17 protein-coding genes are annotated in these 15985 nt (G+C 65.9%); 7 read left to right on the forward strand and 10 right to left on the reverse strand.

Translation table 11 applies throughout. The features are described from left to right. Positions 1–148 precede the first annotated feature (148 nt). Both ACWV8V_RS08920 and dxs read left to right on the forward strand, forming a co-directional pair. Positions 149–808: an HNH endonuclease gene (locus ACWV8V_RS08920; RefSeq protein ID WP_259261466.1), complete on the forward strand. Its 660-nt coding sequence runs from the start codon at positions 149–151 to the stop codon at positions 806–808. Between the two features lie 116 nt (positions 809–924). Next, complete coding sequence (gene dxs, locus ACWV8V_RS08925) at positions 925–2835, forward strand: 1-deoxy-D-xylulose-5-phosphate synthase (RefSeq protein ID WP_455899490.1); 1911 nt, start codon at positions 925–927, stop codon at positions 2833–2835. Positions 2836–2945: 110 nt separating this feature from the next. Here the strand turns inward: dxs and ACWV8V_RS08930 are convergent, their stop codons facing one another. From ACWV8V_RS08930 to ACWV8V_RS08945, 4 genes are all read right to left on the reverse strand, one after another. Next, the gene (locus tag ACWV8V_RS08930; protein ID WP_455899491.1) at positions 2946–3509 is read right to left on the reverse strand and encodes a DUF3011 domain-containing protein; all 564 of its coding nucleotides are present in this window, start codon (positions 3507–3509) and stop codon (positions 2946–2948) included. Positions 3510–3677: 168 nt separating this feature from the next. Further along, positions 3678–3881: a hypothetical protein gene (locus ACWV8V_RS08935; protein ID WP_313208993.1), complete on the reverse strand. Its 204-nt coding sequence runs from the start codon at positions 3879–3881 to the stop codon at positions 3678–3680. A 166-nt stretch (positions 3882–4047) separates the two neighbouring features. Continuing rightward, complete coding sequence (locus ACWV8V_RS08940) at positions 4048–5106, reverse strand: linear amide C-N hydrolase (protein ID WP_455899492.1); 1059 nt, start codon at positions 5104–5106, stop codon at positions 4048–4050. A 23-nt stretch (positions 5107–5129) separates the two neighbouring features. After that, entirely contained in the window at positions 5130–5372 is a 243-nt protein-coding gene (locus ACWV8V_RS08945; protein WP_455899493.1) for a hypothetical protein, read from the reverse strand. Positions 5373–5702: 330 nt separating this feature from the next. Between ACWV8V_RS08945 and ACWV8V_RS08950 the strand changes: the two genes are divergently transcribed. Further along, positions 5703–5987 (forward strand): peptidase, encoded by a 285-nt coding sequence (locus ACWV8V_RS08950; protein ID WP_455899494.1) that lies wholly within the window; start codon positions 5703–5705, stop codon positions 5985–5987. 14 nt (positions 5988–6001) lie between these two features. Here ACWV8V_RS08950 and ACWV8V_RS08955 read toward each other — a convergent pair whose 3' ends face one another. Together ACWV8V_RS08955 and ACWV8V_RS08960 are read right to left on the reverse strand one after the other, a co-directional pair. Beyond that, the gene (locus ACWV8V_RS08955; RefSeq protein ID WP_346467834.1) at positions 6002–7366 is read right to left on the reverse strand and encodes a sensor histidine kinase; all 1365 of its coding nucleotides are present in this window, start codon (positions 7364–7366) and stop codon (positions 6002–6004) included. Next, positions 7363–8037: a response regulator transcription factor gene (locus tag ACWV8V_RS08960; RefSeq protein ID WP_123730675.1), complete on the reverse strand. Its 675-nt coding sequence runs from the start codon at positions 8035–8037 to the stop codon at positions 7363–7365. Before ACWV8V_RS08960 ends, ACWV8V_RS08955 begins: the two co-directional genes overlap by 4 nt. A 113-nt stretch (positions 8038–8150) precedes the next feature. Here ACWV8V_RS08960 and ACWV8V_RS08965 point away from each other — a divergent pair, with 113 nt between their 5' ends. The 4 genes from ACWV8V_RS08965 (at position 8151) to ACWV8V_RS08980 (ending at position 10521) form a co-directional block, all read left to right on the forward strand. Then, positions 8151–8939, forward strand: a complete 789-nt coding sequence (locus ACWV8V_RS08965) for a MipA/OmpV family protein (RefSeq protein WP_455899495.1) — start codon at positions 8151–8153, stop codon at positions 8937–8939. A 2-nt stretch (positions 8940–8941) separates the two neighbouring features. Further along, positions 8942–9154, forward strand: coding sequence for an MbcA/ParS/Xre antitoxin family protein (locus ACWV8V_RS08970; RefSeq protein ID WP_259261458.1), 213 nt, complete (start codon positions 8942–8944; stop codon positions 9152–9154). A 39-nt stretch (positions 9155–9193) separates the two neighbouring features. After that, positions 9194–9610: a hypothetical protein gene (locus ACWV8V_RS08975; RefSeq protein WP_455899496.1), complete on the forward strand. Its 417-nt coding sequence runs from the start codon at positions 9194–9196 to the stop codon at positions 9608–9610. Positions 9611–9750: 140 nt separating this feature from the next. After that, on the forward strand, positions 9751–10521 hold the full coding sequence (locus ACWV8V_RS08980; protein WP_455899497.1) for a transporter: 771 nt from the start codon (positions 9751–9753) through the stop codon (positions 10519–10521). Positions 10522–10620: 99 nt separating this feature from the next. Here ACWV8V_RS08980 and ACWV8V_RS08985 read toward each other — a convergent pair whose 3' ends face one another. From ACWV8V_RS08985 to ACWV8V_RS09000, 4 genes are all read right to left on the reverse strand, one after another. After that, on the reverse strand, positions 10621–10794 hold the full coding sequence (locus ACWV8V_RS08985) for a DUF1328 family protein (RefSeq protein WP_019182774.1): 174 nt from the start codon (positions 10792–10794) through the stop codon (positions 10621–10623). 96 nt (positions 10795–10890) lie between these two features. Then, positions 10891–11379, reverse strand: a complete 489-nt coding sequence (locus ACWV8V_RS08990) for a GNAT family N-acetyltransferase (protein WP_455899498.1) — start codon at positions 11377–11379, stop codon at positions 10891–10893. Between the two features lie 57 nt (positions 11380–11436). Beyond that, positions 11437–12825: a hypothetical protein gene (locus tag ACWV8V_RS08995; RefSeq protein ID WP_455899499.1), complete on the reverse strand. Its 1389-nt coding sequence runs from the start codon at positions 12823–12825 to the stop codon at positions 11437–11439. A 73-nt stretch (positions 12826–12898) separates the two neighbouring features. Further along, positions 12899–15946, reverse strand: coding sequence for a TonB-dependent receptor (locus ACWV8V_RS09000; protein ID WP_455899500.1), 3048 nt, complete (start codon positions 15944–15946; stop codon positions 12899–12901). Positions 15947–15985 lie beyond the last annotated feature (39 nt).

The raw sequence follows: 15985 nt of genomic DNA on the forward strand, positions 1-15985 counted from the left end.
TTCTGGAGAATCGCCCCCTTGATGTTCAAGGGGGCGCGCCGACAGGCGCGGGGCTTAGGTGGAATGCCTGTCCGAATCGTTACCAAATGGGTAGGCGCTTGCCGCCTATACCCATTTGGTAACGATTCGGGTATAAGCTGTTTTCCCGATGGAGACAGACACTACACGCTTGGGTCTGATCGATACCGGAGCCTCGTCCGCCCCGGTCGCTGAGGTGTCGCCGATCGTTACGCTGCATCGGCCCGGCTCGGTGCGGTTATTGGCCCTGGACGCCCACGGGCGCGTACTCGACTGGATCAACTGGCAGGATGCCTCCTGCCTCTACGCGCGCGGCGCGGTGGCCTGGACCCTCGGCGACCCCTGCCTGCACATCCACGGCGGCATCTGCCGTACCACCGGCCTGCAGAGTGGTCTGGACCTGCACCCGATCATCGCTGCCCGTGGCCACGCCCGCTCCCGCGCGATCGACCCGACCCCGAATCTGTCCAATCCCGCGCTGTTCGCGCGCGATTCGCACCTGTGCCTGTACTGCGGGCAACAGTTCAATCGCCCCCAACTGACCCGTGACCACGTCATGCCGATCTCCAAGGGCGGCCTGGATGTGTGGGAGAACGTGGTGAGCGCCTGCTTCCACTGCAACTCGCGCAAGAGCAACCGCACCCCGCAGCAGGCCAGCATGCCGCTGCTCGCCGTGCCCTATCGGCCGAGCTGGATCGAACACATGATCCTGTCCAACCGCAACATCCTGGCCGATCAGATGGCCTTCCTGAAGGCGCAGTTGCCCAAGCGTTCCAAGCTCTGCGCGTGAGCGCGCTGCGACGTTCTGTCGCAGCCACCCTCACCGTTTACTCACTGAAAAGGCGGTTTGCTTGCCCCACCCTCATTTGGGGGGGAAAATAGGCGCTCAGAAGAAGCGCGATAAACATGATCGATTCCGCCCGCTATCCCCGCCTTGCGCGCATCCAGTCACCGGATGACCTGCGCAGGTTCGAAGAATCCGAACTGCCCGCGATCGCGGATGAACTGCGTGCCTACCTGATTGAGTCGGTCGGCAAGAGCGGCGGCCATTTCGGCGCCGGCCTGGGCGTGATCGAACTGACCGTCGCCCTGCACTACCTGTATCAGACGCCCGTCGATCAGCTGGTCTGGGATGTGGGTCATCAGACCTACCCGCACAAGATCCTGACCGGCCGCCGCGACGGGATCCACACGGTCAAGCAGAAGGACGGCGTCGCGCCGTTCCCCAAGCGCGAGGAAAGCGAATACGACACCTTCGGCGTCGGCCATTCCTCCACCTCCATCTCGGCGGCGCTGGGCATGGCCATCGCACGCCAGGCCGAAGGCGATGACCGCAAGGTCGTGGCCGTGATCGGCGATGGCGCGATGACCGCCGGCATGGCTTACGAGGCGCTCAACCACGCCGGCGGCATGGAGCAGGAACCGAACCTGCTGGTGATCCTCAACGACAACAACATGTCGATCTCCGAGGCCGTGGGCGGGCTGACCAAGATGCTCGGCCGCGCCACCGGCAGCCGCACGCTCAATGCGCTGCGCGAAGGCGGCAAGAAGATCCTCGGCGACAAGAAGCACAACCCCACCGCGCGCTTCGTCAAGCGCTGGGAAGAGCACTGGAAGGGCATGTTCGTGCCGTCCACGTTCTTCGAGGAAATGGGCTTCCATTACACCGGCCCGATCGACGGCCACGACGTGCCGGCGCTGGTCGCCACGCTGAAGACGCTCAAGAGTCTGAAGGGCCTGAAGCTGCTGCACGTGATGACCACCAAGGGCAAGGGCTACGAGCGCGCCGAAGGTGATCAGATCGGGTATCACGCGGTCGGCCCGTTCGATCCGGACAAGGGCCTGATCGCCAAGGGCGGGGCCAAGAAGCCGACCTATACCGACGTCTTCAGTGACTGGCTGTGCGATGCCGCCGCGGCCGAACCGAAGGTGATGGGCATCACCCCGGCGATGCGTGAAGGCTCGGGCCTGGTGCGCTTCAGCAAGGAATACCCGGAGCGCTACTTCGATGTGGCCATCGCCGAACAGCACGCGGTGACCCTGGCGGCCGGCATGGCCACCCAGGGCGCCAAGCCGGTCGTGGCGATCTACTCGACCTTCCTGCAGCGCGCCTACGACCAACTGGTCCACGACGTGGCCGTACAGGAGCTGGACGTGCTGTTCGCGATCGACCGTGCCGGCGTGGTCGGCCCGGATGGCGCGACCCATGCCGGCAACCTGGACCTGAGCTTCCTGCGCTGCGTGCCGCACATGGTGGTGATGGCGCCGTCCGATGAGGCCGAGTGCCGCCAGATGCTGACCACCGGCCTGCGCTACGCCGGCCCGGCCGCGGTTCGCTACCCGCGCGGCAGCGGTACCGGCGTCGCCGCCGGTACGGACCTGGCCACGCTGGAGATCGGCAAGGCCGAGCTGCGTCTGCAGGGCAACTGCATCGCCCTGCTCGCCTTCGGCAGCACCCTGACGGCCGCCGAACAGGTCGGCCGCGAGCTGGGTCTGACCGTGGTCAACATGCGTTTCATCAAGCCGCTGGACCGTGCCCTGCTGCTGGAACTGGCGCAGCGCCACGAAGGCTTTGTGACCATCGAAGACAACGTGGTCGCCGGCGGTGCCGGCTCGGGCGTGGCCGAACTGCTCAATGCCGAGAATGTGCTCAAGCCGTTCCTGCACCTGGGCCTGCCGGACAGCTTCCAGCACCATGCCAGCCGCGAAGACCTGCTGGCCGAAGCCGGCATCGATGCCGATGGCATCCGCCAGGCGGTTCTCAAGCGTTGGCCCATGCTGGTCAAGAGCGGCCAGACGCTCAGCGCTGCGGGCTGAATCACTGCCCACTGGGTGAGCCCTCAGGAAAAGCACCGAGGCCGCGTCCCATTGACGCGGCCTCGTTCGTTTGAGCGCCCAGCAAGCGCCCAGGCGCCGTGCGCCGGTACTCAGTAGATCTGGAACTGGGCGCGGCAGCCGCCGTCCACCCAGACGCCCGTGCGGTCCCAGCCCCAGGTGCGACCTTCGATACAGGCGTTGCGCGAGGTCTGGCGGATCAGCCGCGCCTCGCGGCGGACATTGGCGACGCAGCGCTGACGGCGATGGTCATTGGAATCGCAGATCAGGATCTGCCCCCGGCCGCTGTTGCCGCCACCGTTGTGCCCCCAGCCGTTGCCGCCGCCATTCCAGCGACCGCCACCGCGGCCACCTTCGGCAACGAACTCGGCACGGCAGCCCTGCGTCACCCACACGCCGCCGCGTGCCTGGCCCCAGGTCTGACCTTCAACGCACGGCGAGCCGGAGATCTGCCGCACCAGACGGGCGCGACCCGGCAGCGCGCACTGCTGCGTGCGGTTCTTGATCGATTCGCAGCGCACCGGGCCACCGTTGTAACCGTCGTCGTAATAGCGGTCGTAGTTCTGCGCCTGGGCGGCGCCGGCCAGCGCCATCAGCGCGGGCACCACGGCCCAGCGCAATCGTCTGGCTGCCTGGGAGGGGCTGGTGTTCGACATGGGATCCTCGTTACGTGTTGGGGGAGGCGCACAGGATCGGTGATCCCCCCTCCATGCGACATAGGCCATAAGTCGCTGATTTCATCCCCTATTTAGGTACCCGACGCGAAGCTGACTGAGTCACTGATGCGTGGTCACATCGAGGCGGCCAACCGGATCAGAGCACGCTCAGCCGTAGCGGACGGCGTCCACGTAGGTCTCCAGCACCTGGACCCGCACCGCGCTGCTGTCGCCGGTCTCGGCATAGTGCTCGCGCGCCAGGGCATCGGCGAAATCGAAGGCGGTGGCCCCGCTGCGGAACGCAATCGGTGCGGATTTGGCCGGGTGCACGACGTGCCAGCGGCGTTCGATGTGTTGCAGTTTGATCACCATGCGGATCGTTCCTTTGCGGCATGCCTGGGCGAGATGACGAACGGCGCGACTGCAGGCGCAGGCGCGTCGAGGCGAAGCTCACGACGGGAGGGATCCATCCCTCGGCAGGAACGATAGAGCAGGCCACAGCCCTTTGATATCGGATTAGTCTGATTCTGCGGGCGGCTTACCCTTCGATCCCCAGGAAACGGAACGGCTCGGCCGGCTGGAAACGGGGCAGCGCATCGCCGGCGAACACATTGCGCTGATCCGGCCCCAGGTCGAGCTTGAGCACCGGCGCACCGCGCGTGAAGTCGGCCTTGTTGAGGTCCACCCAGAAGGTGTTGGGCGTCATCGCCGATTCGAAGAAGTACAGTTTCCGCTTGTGGTCGGCCACGGTCCGCCAGCGCGTGGAGGAGATGTTCGGTTCGCCTGGCGTGGTGATGCCATACGGCACGGACACATTGCGGATCACGCTGAACACACTGGCCAGTGCCACTACCGGATCTTCGCTTTTGGGAATCGCGTTGATGTAGAACTTCGCGCGCGCGAAGCGATCGGCCGAACGGTTCGTCCCCGGCAGCATCACCGTGCCGCCGATGTCCTGCCAGTAGGTGTTGAGCGCCAGCTGCTGATCGAACACCGGCGAGTTGGTCATCACCTGGTAGGCGCGATCGTGATGGATCACCTGCTTGCCGTTGATGTACTCCACGATCGCGCTGTCGCCGGTCGCATCGGACATCGACAAGTGCAAGGTGGCCAGCCGCGACTCACCAGGAACCTTGTCGGTCACGATCGTAAACGGCTCACGTTCCAGCGCGGCCACCGCCTCGGCGACGGTAGCGAAATTGTCGAGCACATACTGCGCCCACAGCGACATCGAGAGTCCCGGCCTGGAGCCACCCTGATGCGGATACTCCGATTCGGCGAGCCAGAGCAGGTTGGCCGACAGCCCCGCCTCGTTGAGACCATCGGTAGTGGAGATGTCGTAACCGGTCGCGACCACACTACCGTATCGCGACGTCCAGCGGATCGAACGCGGCCCGGCCAGGCCGTCGCGTGCAATGCCTTTGGGCAGTACCCAGAGGTTGGTGGCCACATCGGTCTTCCAGTCCATCGAACGCGCGGTGATGACATCCTGGTTGTCGCCCAGGTACACCACACGCGTGCAGGCATCGGCCCGGGCGGAGACACAGGTCAATGCAACGGCGAGCGCAACGTGACGCAACGACAACAAGGTCTTCATGCAGTGCCTCCTGGCGGTGTCGATCAGAACCGTGCTTCCAGCCCGATGCCCGGGCCGACGATATCCACGTCGAAACGGCGTCCGACCTGGCGCAATGTCATGTAGCGGTAGCCCACTCGCAGCCACGCATGCTCGGTAACGCGGTACCCATAGCTCGCCATCGCATCGACGGTGACATCGTCGCTGTCGCTGCCCATCATCCACACCGTCATTGCGTGGCGCTCGGCCAGCGCCCAGCACAGCCGTATGCCGAGTACCGGATCCACCAATCGCGCGCCAGGTGCGCACGTTGCGACAGCGCGTCCACGGCACTCCCCCGCCAGGCTGACGCCGCCGCCACGGCCGATGAGACCCCACACACGCCGAGCAAGAGCATCCCTTTCCAACGCATCATCGTTCCCTGCTGATGGTGGCCACGCCCTACAACAACGCGGGGCGTGCAGCGCTTCATCACAGCCCACGCACGGTGATGGAGGGGTGAAAACCCTCCGGTTGAACGGCCCGTGCGGCGCTTGCTGGCAGGCACCGGCGTGCACGCATCATCGACGGGGCCAGCGCGAGACTGTCGCTCATTGCATCCGCGGTCCGGAGCCTGCATGTCCACCCGATCTGTACTGTTTTCCCTGAGTTCCGCGCTTGCGGTGATCACGCTTACAGCCTGCGCGCCTCATGCGCCGCCCGCCGCCTCCACCACCTCCCGCATCCCGGGTGCCGACCGCGATGAGCACGGCTGCATCGGCTCTGCCGGCTACCGATGGTGCGGCCGCACCCAGCGCTGCGAACGGCCTTGGGAGCTGGCCAGCGCCAAGGGCGTGGAGAACACCGCCAAGGCGATCGACACGTACTGCGCGGCACCGGCGGACGCGCCGCCGCCGGGCTGATCAGCCACTCCTGGTCATGCCAGGGCCGTACCGGGTAACGGACGCGGGTCCACCGGCAACACCACCAGGAACCGCGCGCCGCCGCCGGGGGCACTGTCCACCGCGATGGTGCCCGCATGGCGCAACACGATTTCGCGCGCCAGATGCAGGCCCAGCCCGCTGCCACTGCCACTGGGCCGCAACCGGTGGAACGGCTCGAACACGGACAGTCGCTCGGCCTCCGGCACGCCCGGCCCTTCATCGCTGACCGACAGGCCCCCGTCATCGCACAGCGCCACCGCGATCATGCCGCGGCCGCCGCCGTGCGCAATGGCGTTCTGCAACAGGCTGGCGATGACCCTGTGCAGCGCATGCGGATCGCCGCGCACCCAGATCGGCTGATCAGGTGCGTCCACCGAAAAGCCGTAACCGGCATCCACCACCAGCGGGGCTACATCGGCGGCCACCTCGCGGGTCAGCGCGGACAGATCGATCCGCTGGGACTGGCTGCCATGTCGATCCAACCGCTGCAGATCGAGCAACTGCTCGGCGATGTTGCTCAGGCGGCTGAGGTCCAGCTGCAGGCGTGAACGTGCATCGCCGGGCGGCAGATCGGCCAGGCGCGTAGCCAGGATCGCGATCGGCATCCGCAGCTCGTGCGCCGCACCGGCGAGGAAGCGATCCTGCGCGTCGTAGCTTTCGCCGATACGCCGCACCGCGGCATTGAAGGCATCCACCAGCGGATAGATCTCCAGCGGCACGGCATGCGTGTCCAGGCCGCTGCCACGCTCGTTGACCTGGATCGCCGCCGCCTGCGCGGCCACACGGTTGACGCCGCGCAGTGCCCGGTGGATGACCCACGGCGACACCACCAACGTGATCACCAGCACCGGCAGCGCGATCCAGCCGCCAAGGTACCGGACGATCAACAGCAGCTGACGCACAATGCTGCGTTCGGGAATGCCGCCCATCGCAACATGCAGCCGTCCTTGCGGCCGATCGACGACCACCACGCGTGCGGCAAGTGCATCTGCATGCAAACGGGTGCGGATGTCGGTCTGCTCGATATGTTCCAGCTGCGCCACCAACGGGCCGTACTGCGCCGGGACCTCACCGTGCACCAAGCGCCGACCGCGCTCATCGGCAGCGGCGAACCAGAAGGTGCTTGGCGGACGGGGCACGGCGACGGCCAGCTTCGCCCGATCCACCTCCAGCCCTTGGCCACTGAATGCGATGGCCGCGGCAATCTGATCACCGGTCCTCCAGTCGATATAGGCCGAGCGACCGTTGCCGTAGGTCAGGACCATCGCACTCAAGGCGAGCGCGATCGTGGCCACCTGGATCAGGCCGACCTTCCAGGCCAGGTTGAATGCGAGCGAGCCGGGTTTGAGCAATCTCACGGCGCATCCTTGAGCAGATAGCCGATCCCGCGCATGACGTGGATTTCCACGCCTGCATCGGCTTCCAGCAGCGCTTTACGCAGCTTGGAGACATGCGCATCCAGCGCGTTGGACTGGATGGCATCGTCGAAGCCGTACACGGCCTCCAGCAGCGAGGCACGCCCGACCGTGCGCCCCTGCCGCAGGGCCAGTGCCTCAAGCACCAGCAATTGGCGTCGTGGCAGCGCGAGCAGTACCTCGGATACCCGTGCCTCGCGCGCGACGAAATCGAATTGCAGGCGGCCCAGTGACAGCAGCGGCAACGCGATCTGCGACGGCCGCCGCGAGATCGCGCGGATCCGGGCGAGCAGTTCTTCGACGGCGAAGGGCTTGGTCAGATAGTCGTCCGCACCCACGTCCAGCCCGGTGACCCGGTCGGCCACCGAAGCGCGCGCGGTCAGCATGATCACTGGCAGGTTGGGCACGTGTTCGCGCGCCACCTTGACGAAGCTGGCGCCATCGCCATCCGGCAGCTGCCGGTCCAGCAGCAGGATCTGATGGACACCGGCTTTCAGCGCTTCGTCGGCCTGCGCCATCGTGCCGACCACGTCAACCACCATGCCGTGGCGCGCCAGGCTGACCTGGATCGCGCTGGCCATTTCCGGATCATCTTCCAGGAGAAGAAGGCGCATGAAGTGGTGCCTGCGGGTACGAAAGAGGCGATGGTACCGCGCCGCCAGACGTAACGTTCCGACAATGTAGGGCGCCCACCATGACACTCCGGTTGTTCCCCCTCGGCAGGTCCATGCACGTCCGTTTCCGTTCCCCGCGTCCGCTTTCCGCTCTGTTTGGCCTGGCCCTGGCCAGTACGATGACCGCCGCCAGCGCCCAGGCCGCCGATGCCCCCGAGGCCGGCAAAAAAGGCAGCATCGGCATCGCCATCGTCGCTCTCAAGGCGCCCTACGCCGGCTACGATACCGATCGCCTTGCCGCCCCGATCGTCAGCTGGGAGGGCCGTTCGTTCTTCTTCCGCGGTGGCAGCGTGGGCTATCGCCTGCACCAGACGGCGCAGTCCGAACTCGCCTTGACCGCCTCGCCGTACGTGATGCGCTTCAAGCGCCGCGACAGCCACGACCCGCAGCTGCGCCAGCTCGACAACCGCAGCCTGTCCGGCATGCTCGGTGTGTCCTGGCGGCACCAGGCCGAGTGGGGCGTGCTGCAGGCCAACGCGCAGGCCGAAGTCACCGGCCACGGGGGCGGCTTCTCGGCCGATGCCAAGTACGCCTACCCGATCCCCGCCGGCCGTGTGACCTTCATGCCCGCCGTTGGCGTGAACTACGCCAGTGCCGATCTGAACGACTACTACTTCGGTGTCAGTGAACGCGAAGCGGCACGCAGCGGCCTGGCGCACTACTCGGCCGGCAGCGGTGTGTCGCCCTACATGGACATCGCCGCGGTGATGCCGCTGGGGCCGCGCTGGACCGCAACCGCGTCGATCCGGCGCACCTCGCTGGCCGATGCGGTGCGCGACAGCCCGATGACCCGCGGCAACCACATGGATACCGCCGCCCTCTCCCTCAGTTACGGATTCTGATCATGCGTCAGGGAATCGTACGTCGTGTCGCGGATCTGGCCCTGCAGATCGAGCCGGACCGCGCTGCCGTTCTTGACTGGATTCTGCATTCCCCACTGCCCGCGCTCGACGGGCAGACCACGTTCGAACTGGCCTGTGATGGCCAGGGCGAACGCGTGGTGGCGCTGTTGGGCAGCCTGCTGCGGCAGGGTGATCCGGCCCTGCCCCGCATCTGACGTTCCCTTGTTTTCCCCACCGGTGTTCTGGAGGCGCGAATGAACAACGCAACCAATACCTGCCTGCTGCAAGCAGCCAATGATGACCTCGCCGTCCACGCGATCGTGGCCAACCTCCACCGCGCGATCCAGCACCGCATGGACCGCGACGGCCAGGCCCACGGCCGGTTCTCCAGGGCCTATATCGCCGAGATGTTCGAGGTGGCGCGGACCATCGGCACCGACTGCCGTCCCTACCAGGCTGACGCGGAATGGATCGCCGCGCGACGGGCATGGCTGGATGCCGTGCTGGACGACCATGCCGACGAGCGTCGCGATACCCGGCTCACGGCCGCACGCCACGCCGCCGATGGTGTCGTGCTGGAGGCCTGCCGGCTGGGCTGTGAGGCCATGCAGGACGCAGCGGGCGCGCGCATGCGCGATGCGTTGATTGCGATGACCCGTCCGGCGCACTGAGGCGCACGTCGGCTCACTGGTCAACGCGGCGTCGACAGGGATCGCCGCTCCACATCGCCCCTGAAATCGGCGTGCTACATTCCGGCCACGGAGCAGGTGTGCTGCTCGTGATGCCGGTATCAGCCGGCCTGGAGCGTTTCATGCGGTGTTCGGCCCTGCTGTTGTTGCTGCTGTGCTCCGGTGGTGTGCACGCCCAACAGGACGGGCCGCCGGACATCGCCTTCGACCGCCCCGGCATCGGTTTCGCCGCCTCCACACTGCCCCGCGGTGGCGTCGCGCTGGAGGCGGGACTGCCCAGCTTCAGCCGCGACCGCGACGACGCGGGTGTGCTGAGCACGCAGTACAGCGCCGACATCACTCTCCGGGTCGGCTTGGCCGAACATCTCGAACTGCAGGCCTTCACCTCGCCCTGGAACCACCTGCGGGTGGCGCCGCGCGATGCACCGGCCGAACGCAGCAGCGGTGCTGGCGATGTGGGCGTCGGGCTGAAGGTCGCCCTGCCCTTGTCATCGGAAAAGCACGCCGTCGCGCTGCTGGCCAGCACTACGTTCGCGACTGGCTCGCGCGACTTCAGCGAGGGCGCGACACAGTACGCACTGGGTGCGAGCTATGAGTACGATTTCAATGATCGCTGGACCGGCGCGCTGTACGCCAATGTGACCCGCGGTGGCAGCGAGGACAGCGTCACGTGGGCGCCCAGCGTGAGCTTCGCTGCCACCGAAACCGTGAGCACCTATCTGGAGGTCGGTTTCACCGATACCCACGGCGAGCCCTCGACCCGCATTGCTGGTGCCGGCGTCACCTGGATGGTGGCCCCGACCGTGCAGCTGGACGCCTCATTCGACGTGGGATTGGACGATGAAAGCCCGGATACGCAGGCCGGGCTGGGGATTTCCGTGTACTTCCAGTAAGCGCCGCGCGGTGACCAGCACATCAGCCGATCACCAATGAAAAGGCCTGCGCGATATCGCGCAGGCCTTCGTCTTGACCCTTAGGGGGTGCCAGACGGGTCAGGTCACCTTCTTGGCGATGGTCATGCCCAGCACGAACAGCACCACGGCGATGATGATGCCCGCCCAGAACAGGAACTTGGCGATGCCGATGGCGGCGCCGCCGATGCCCGCAAATCCCAGGGCGCCGGCGATCAGGCCGATGACAGCAAAAATGATGGCCCACTTGATCATGATGATCCTTTCCCCGAATCGGGTTGAATGACAGGTCTCCACGGTAGCCAGCCGGCTGTCTCACCTTCGTGAACGCGCTGCCTGAACGGCGTGAAGTCAGACCGGCGCGGTGAGGCGCATCTCCATCGGCTGGTAGCGCAACCCGGAGGATTCCGCGGGATCGGCGGTGCAGACAAAGCCGTAACGCTCATACGCAGGCACCGACGACAGCGACGCGCTGACGGTCAGCACCTCCACACGCGCCTGCTCGATCATGGCGGCCATCAGGGCCTTGCCAACACCCCGCTGCTGGACCGCCGGGTCAACGAACAACATGGCGACATGGCGACCTTCCTTGAGCTCGGCGATACCGACGATCCGGCCCTCCTGCTCGCAGGCCAACATCAGATTGTCCTGGGCCATGCGCGCACGGAACCCCTCCACCGAGGCGATGCGGGAAAACGTCTCGATGCCAAGAGGGGTCAGCGAATCCGCCACCGCGCCCATGAAGGCAGCCATGCACACACGGCTGGCCTGTTCGAGATCCGCAACCAACACCGTTCGTACCGCCATCTGCACGTCCTTCCACATCCATGAGGTAAGCAATCACTCTACCTTGATGATCTGCAGACGCGCACGGCTCGCCACCGGATCGACGCCAACTCAACGCGCGACCTGGATAAACACCGGGTTGGAATAGAACCACAGGTCCTGCCAGGGATCTTCGCCCGGCACATCGGGCAGCGGCGCCACCTCACGGGTGCTGCTGCCGCGTGCACGGACGAACCCGCCCTGTGCAGGCACCGGCAACACCCAGGATACCGTTCGCCATGCGCCGTCCACCTGCCAGTCGCTGGCACCGAACACACCGGTCTGCATGACGGGGCCATTGCCGTGGCCGGGGCTTCCCACGATCAACTCGACGTGATCCAGCACCGGGTGCTGGCCCGCGTGATTGGCTGAAGCCGGCACACGCACCCGCAGCGTCACGCGCATGGGCGCCGCGGTGGACAGCGACAGCGTGTCGCCCATCGTTGCATTGCGTACACCATCTCCGACCGTACTGACCCGCAGCTCAAGTGCATCGATCAGATCACCGGTCACCGCGAACATGCGCCCGTGGCGAAGGCCATCAAGGATGTCATCGGCATCCCGACGCGCCCAGACATGGGTCTTGCTGTACTGGCCGGGATCAAAGTCACTGCCGCCATCGCGCTGATTGACATGCGAATCGGAGCTGGCGGTGATCCAGAAACGATGGCCTTCCGAGAGCAGCGTGTCCCAGATGCCGCCGACCGTTGCGGTCATCTGGTCAAAGCCGCCCATCGTGGGTGCGTCTGCATTGCGATAAAGACCACGATGGACGCGCGTGGCCTGGTGTCCGGGGGCACCTTCCATGCCGACCAGCACCTGCGGCGCGGTGGCGTGCCAGGCACGTAATTCATCGGGCTCGACATCCCCCCAACGGCCCATCGCCGTGGCGGTGCGCGAGGGGTGATTGATGAACATCAACGGCGGTGCCGGCAGCGACCGCATGTGGGCCAGTGCATCGAGCATGGTCTGCCCGTCATCGCGGCTTCCCTGCATCGGCTCGCTGCGGCCGTAATCGCGTTCGATCGCGACCAGCTGGTCGCGCTCGTCAGGGCCGGGCGCGATGATCAACGAGGCGTGCTCGCCGGCGGGCACATCGAATTCCATGCCGTTGAACTGGATCAGTCCGGGCACCTCGCGCCGGGCATCCAGCAGCGCCGGCCACGCATGGTCCCGGGTGACCGCCGAATGTCCCGGCCCGCCATGATCGGTATGCACCATCCAGGCCAGCCCGTTGGCAAGCGCCTGCTGGGCGTTATGGGTGCGGGTGTAGGACGAGTCGCCGCCACGGATCGGCGTGGGCGGCATGGTGCTGCGATCCCAGTCCACGCTCCACTCGCTGTGGACATGGTGGTCGCCAGCCTGCCAGCTGCGGCCGGCATCGTCATCGTCATCGGCAGCGTGCGAGACCGCCGGCCACGCCAGCACGGCCACAAGGGGCAGGAAGAAAGCATGTCGCATCGGATGTTCCTCACAAACGGGCAGCCGCATCCGGGGCACGCGCACGTGCCTCCGGATGCACCGCGAAGGTGGCTCAGAAGTCCGCGCGAAGGCCGAGGCTGATCCGGCGGCCGGAGCGCTCGTACATCGTCGGGAACGCGGAATCCATCGTGTACCCGGTGGTCGCCTGGTTGGTCAGGTTGATGCCCTTCAGGCTCAGCTTGATGTTGTCGGTGACGCGGTAGCCGATCGACACATCCACCTGCCCGTAGTCATCGCGCCAGATCGGGTACATGTTGTAGCCGATCGATTCGACGTACTCCCCCTTGTGGTTGTAGGACACACGTGCATCAAAGCGCTCGTTCTCGTAGTAGACGGTCATGTTGTATGACTTCTCGGAGAGCCCCGGCATCGGCGTACTCACGCCCAGATCGGATTCGCCGGCCAGCGAGCTGTCCAGCATCGTGTAGTTGGCGTTGATGCCAAAGCCTTCCAGCGAACGGTGCAGCATGCTCAGCGGCAGCTGCGCGATCAACTCGACGCCTTTCACCACATAGGTGCCATCGGCGTTGATCGGCTGGTACACGTCGAAATCATAGGTGCCGTTGAGCGAGCCGTTGGCGTTGTAGACCGCCACATCCGGCACCACGCCGGTCAGCGCATTGATCACCACGCCGTCGATCTTTTTGTGGAAGTACGAGGCCGCCAGCAGGCCACCGTTGTCCAGGTACTTCTCCAGCCCCAGCTCCCACTGCTTGGCATAGGTGGGCTGCAGGTCCGGGTTGCCATCGGTGAAGCGGAACGAACTCCAGCTGGCGGTGCGCTTGTAGGCGATGTCGGTCAACGCCGGGCGGATGAACGTCTTGGAGGCGGCGCCCCGCAGCACCAGGCCCTCGGCCAGTTCGGCAGTGGCATTCAGGCTCGGCAGCAGATCGTTGTAGCTGCCTTTGCGCGAGACGGGCGTGTCGGTATAGCCGGTGGTGCCGTCTGCCCGCTGGATCGGGTGGAAGCCGGAGGACTGCACCGAGGTGTCCACATAGCGCACGCCGGCGTTGATCGAGACCGGCACGCGGCCCACATCGAAGCCGATGTCGGTCATCGCGTACAGGCTGGTCACGTTCTCGTCGACCCGGTAGTACTGGCCCGGATCAAACGGCGTCGCGAAGCCCGGATAGCGGAACGCACTGCGTGCGTAGTCGTTGGAGACCATCTTCCAGTCCAGGTCCTTCACCGAGTAGCCACCGCCCGGCACGATATCGCCGATCGACTGCAGCGGACTGTCGGCCAGGGTGCGTTTGTTCACCCAGCTGTTGTCACCCGCAGCCGGCCCGTAGATCTTGGCCTCGCCGTACTCGCGCTGCTTGGACTTGTCGGTGTAGCGCGCGCCGAACTGCACGCTGCGCAGCGCCGGCAGGAAGGCCAGTTCCAGCGCCTTGGTGACATCCACCTGGGCGGCGTACTTGTCATCGCTGACCTTCTCCAGCGTCGTCTCATACGCTTCGAACAGGTACTTGTCCGAGGCGTTGTACATGTCGATGCTGGCCGGGTTGGCGCTGGGAATCGTCTCCCCGCTCTTGCCGGTCCAGCGGGTCCGCGAGGGCGCGTAGGCCACATGCTTGAGGTTGCTGGCATCCAACGTCTTGTCGGCGCCGGAGTAACCGACCATCGCATCCACGCCCCAGGTGTCGCCCTGCCAATCCATCGCCACGCTGTACTGGCTGAAATCGGTCTTGTTGATCCGCTCCTTGCTCAGCATTTCGTGCTGGGTGGCGGTGTAGGACACATCGCGCAGGACCACGATGCCGTACTGCGACAGCGTGCTGGCGTCGTAATCGTGGATGGTCTCCAGTGTGCTTCGGCTGGACGCCGAATATGCAGCCGCGTCGTACTCGTCTTCGGTGGTGTCGTAGCCGCCGCGCATCGCATCGAAAGTCAGGCTGAAGCGGCTGCTCGGCTTGTACTGCAGCGAGGCGGTGGCACCCCACTTGTCCTGATCGTTGACGAACACGCGGTCACCGACCTTGTCCTGGAACACGATCAGGTTGCTTTCATCGGTGTTGTTGCGGTTCTTCACCACCACGCCGGCATCGCGTGCCAGCACGGCCGCAGCCTGCGTGCCGCGCGTGCCCGAGGCACCGAGGAAGCGCGACATCGGGCGGAAGTTGATGCCCGAGGTCGCATCCGTGCGGTTGCTGCGCTTGGCCGTGGCGAAGGACACCAGGCCACCCCAGTCGCCCCAGGTATCACTGGCCAGGAAAGAGAATTTCGGGTCGACCTCTTCGGAGACCGAGTTGTGCGCCCCTTCCACCGACGCCACCAGCTTGCGGCCGGTGTAGTCGAACGGGCGTGCGGTGGAGATCTGCACGGAGCCGGCGATGCCGCCCTCCTCATCCGCCGCCGTCGGCGACTTCAGCACCGTCACCTGCTGGATGATCTCCGAGGCGAAGATGTCGAACTCGATATCGCGACCACCGCTGCCGGACGCTGTGGCCAGGTTGTTGATCGAGACATGCGTGTACTCCGACGGCAGGCCACGCACGTTGACGCGGCTGCCCAGCCCCTTGTCACGCTCGATGGTCACGCCCGGCATGCGCTGCAGGGCTTCGGCCAGGTTCTGCTCGGGAAAGTCGGCCACGTCGGTGGCCACGATCGAGTCGGAGAAGCCGATGGTGGCGCGCTTGATGTCCACTGCCTGCTCCAGGCTGCGGCTGTAGCTGCCGACCACGTCGATGCGCTCCAGCTGCTGCAGGCTCGCGCCTTCCGCTGCGGGGGCCGCTTCAAAGGCCACGGCCGATGTGGCGACGGGCACGGCGGATGTGCCCGACGGTGCGGTATCACTGCGCGCTTCGATGGTCACCGTGGTGTCGTTGAGATAGCGATAGCGAAGGCCGGTGCCGTCCAGCAGCTGCTCCAGTGCCTGCTGCGGGGCAAGCCCCGCCGGCATCGCGCGGGTGCGCGGGTTGCCGGCCTGCTGCGCGTTGTAGACGAACTGCAGGCCGGTCTGGCGCGACAGATCGTTGAGTGCACGGTCGAGCGGCTGGGCGGGAATCACCTCGCTGGCCACGCGGGTCTCCTGCGCGGTGGCGGTGACGGCGGCGCTCTGCAGGGCAAGAGCGATCGAAAGGAAAAGAATGCGGCGCATCGTAGAAGTCCAGTGGGGTGGTATGAGCGTCGCGAGACG

The sequence above is a fragment of the Stenotrophomonas sp. Ker107b genome, from assembly GCF_053847245.1.

Coding starts and splice junctions, on each gene's coding strand:
- ACWV8V_RS08935 (WP_313208993.1), bottom strand. CDS start 3,881: ATGGTGATCAAACTGCAACACATCGAACGCCGCTGGCACGTCGTGCAC.
- ACWV8V_RS08950 (WP_455899494.1), top strand. CDS start 5,703: ATGTCCACCCGATCTGTACTGTTTTCCCTGAGTTCCGCGCTTGCGGTG.
- ACWV8V_RS08965 (WP_455899495.1), top strand. CDS start 8,151: ATGCACGTCCGTTTCCGTTCCCCGCGTCCGCTTTCCGCTCTGTTTGGC.
- ACWV8V_RS08975 (WP_455899496.1), top strand. CDS start 9,194: ATGAACAACGCAACCAATACCTGCCTGCTGCAAGCAGCCAATGATGAC.
- ACWV8V_RS08960 (WP_123730675.1), bottom strand. CDS start 8,037: ATGCGCCTTCTTCTCCTGGAAGATGATCCGGAAATGGCCAGCGCGATC.
- ACWV8V_RS08940 (WP_455899492.1), bottom strand. CDS start 5,106: ATGAAGACCTTGTTGTCGTTGCGTCACGTTGCGCTCGCCGTTGCATTG.
- ACWV8V_RS08995 (WP_455899499.1), bottom strand. CDS start 12,825: ATGCGACATGCTTTCTTCCTGCCCCTTGTGGCCGTGCTGGCGTGGCCG.
- ACWV8V_RS08970 (WP_259261458.1), top strand. CDS start 8,942: ATGCGTCAGGGAATCGTACGTCGTGTCGCGGATCTGGCCCTGCAGATC.
- ACWV8V_RS09000 (WP_455899500.1), bottom strand. CDS start 15,946: ATGCGCCGCATTCTTTTCCTTTCGATCGCTCTTGCCCTGCAGAGCGCC.
- ACWV8V_RS08985 (WP_019182774.1), bottom strand. CDS start 10,794: ATGATCAAGTGGGCCATCATTTTTGCTGTCATCGGCCTGATCGCCGGC.
- ACWV8V_RS08930 (WP_455899491.1), bottom strand. CDS start 3,509: ATGTCGAACACCAGCCCCTCCCAGGCAGCCAGACGATTGCGCTGGGCC.
- dxs (WP_455899490.1), top strand. CDS start 925: ATGATCGATTCCGCCCGCTATCCCCGCCTTGCGCGCATCCAGTCACCG.
- ACWV8V_RS08980 (WP_455899497.1), top strand. CDS start 9,751: ATGCGGTGTTCGGCCCTGCTGTTGTTGCTGCTGTGCTCCGGTGGTGTG.
- ACWV8V_RS08920 (WP_259261466.1), top strand. CDS start 149: ATGGAGACAGACACTACACGCTTGGGTCTGATCGATACCGGAGCCTCG.